The sequence below is a fragment of the Streptomyces calidiresistens genome (assembly GCF_014141525.1).
Taxonomy (GTDB): domain Bacteria; phylum Actinomycetota; class Actinomycetes; order Streptomycetales; family Streptomycetaceae; genus Streptomyces; species Streptomyces calidiresistens.
This window is the reverse complement of the sequence record NZ_VKHS01001035.1, coordinates 1-1,603: the sequence shown is the minus strand read 5'-3', so window position 1 is coordinate 1,603 and position 1,603 is coordinate 1. Positions and strand designations below refer to the sequence as shown.

The window sequence follows — 1,603 nt, the reverse complement described above, 5'->3', positions numbered from 1 at the left end:
CCCCGGCCGCCCCCTCCCGGGCGCACGAGGGCGACGCACCGGGCACCGCGAAGACCCCGAGCGCGGCGAAGGGGGCGTCCACCGGCGCGCCACCCGCCGTGCTGGACCGCTTCTTCCACATCTCCGACCGCGGTTCGACCCTCGGCCGGGAGATCCGCGGCGGCTTCGCCACCTTCTTCACGATGGCCTACATCCTCGTGCTGAACCCGATCATCCTGGGGGGCGCGCAGGACATCAACGGCAACCAGCTGGACTTCGGACAGCTGGTGACGGCCACGGCGCTGGTGGCGGCGGTGATGACGATCCTCATGGGCGTCACCGCCAACCTTCCCCTGGCGCTCGCCGCCGGGCTGGGGCTCAACGCGATGGTCGCCTACGGCCTGGCACCGTTGATGACCTGGCCGGAGGCGATGGGTCTGGTGGTGTTGGAGGGCATCCTCATCTGCGTGCTCGCCGCCACCGGTCTGCGGGAGGCGATCATGCACGCCATCCCCCTGCCGCTCAAGCAGGCGATCGGCGTGGGCATCGGCATGTTCATCGCCTTCATCGGCCTGGTCAACGCCGGCTTCGTCAGCCCGGGCGACGGCACCCCGGTGGAGCTGGGGTCCGGCGGCTCCCTGAGCGGCTGGCCGGTCCTGGTCTTCTGCCTCGGCCTGCTGCTGACCTTCGTGCTGCTGGCCCGGGGGGCCAAGGGCGCCATCCTCATCAGCATCGTCGCGATGACCGCGCTGGCGCTCGTCATCGAGCTGGTCGCGGACGGCGTCGAGTGGGGGCTGACCACCCCCGAGGTGCCCGACAGCCTGGTGGCCGCGCCGGACTTCGGCCTGGTGGGGGCGTTCTCGCTGTTCGGGGCCTTCGGCACGGTGGGTCTGATCACCGTGGTGCTGCTGGTCTTCACCCTCTTCCTGACCGACTTCTTCGACACCATGGGCACCGCCGTGGCGGTCACCTCCGAGGCGGGGCTGCTGGACGAGCGCGGTCGGGTGCCGAGGCTGGGGCGCCTGCTGTTCGTGGACGGCATCGCCACCGTCGCCGGTGGCGCGGCCTCGGTCTCCTCCAACACCTCCTACATCGAGTCGGCGGCGGGCGTGGGGGAGGGGGCCAGGACCGGTCTGGCCAACCTGGTGACCGGTGGCCTCTTCGCCCTGGCGCTGTTCTTCGCCCCGTTGGCGGCGATGGTGCCCTCGCAGGCGGCGGCCCCGGCGCTGGTGGCGGTCGGCTTTCTGATGATGGCCCAGGTGGGCCGCATCGACTGGGCGCGGTACGACATCGCGATCCCGGCCTTCGTCACCATCATCGTGATGCCCTTCACCTTCTCGATCACCAACGGTCTGGGCGCGGGTTTCGTGACCTTCGTGCTCCTGCGCGCGGTCGCCGGGCGGGCCCGTTCGGTGCACTGGCTGCTGTGGGTGGTGGCCGTCGCGTTCGTGGTGTACTTCGCCATCGATCCGGTGGAACAACTGCTCGGCCTGCGCTGAGCGATCCTCCCGGCTCCGCGTCCCGGTGCCCCGGCCCCGACCTCTTCCGGTCGGCGCCGGGGCACGGTGGTTTCCGGCCCCATCCGGGAGGGACGGAAGGGTCGGGGCAGGGGGAGGCCGAGGGC

The 1,603-nt window shown here is 71.4% G+C and carries 1 protein-coding gene; it reads left to right on the top strand.

Annotated elements, in window-relative coordinates:
- Positions 1-98: 98 nt before the first annotated feature.
- Positions 99-1,478, top strand: a complete 1,380-nt coding sequence (locus FOE67_RS25230; RefSeq protein WP_182667129.1) for an NCS2 family permease — start codon at positions 99-101, stop codon at positions 1,476-1,478.
- Positions 1,479-1,603 lie beyond the last annotated feature (125 nt).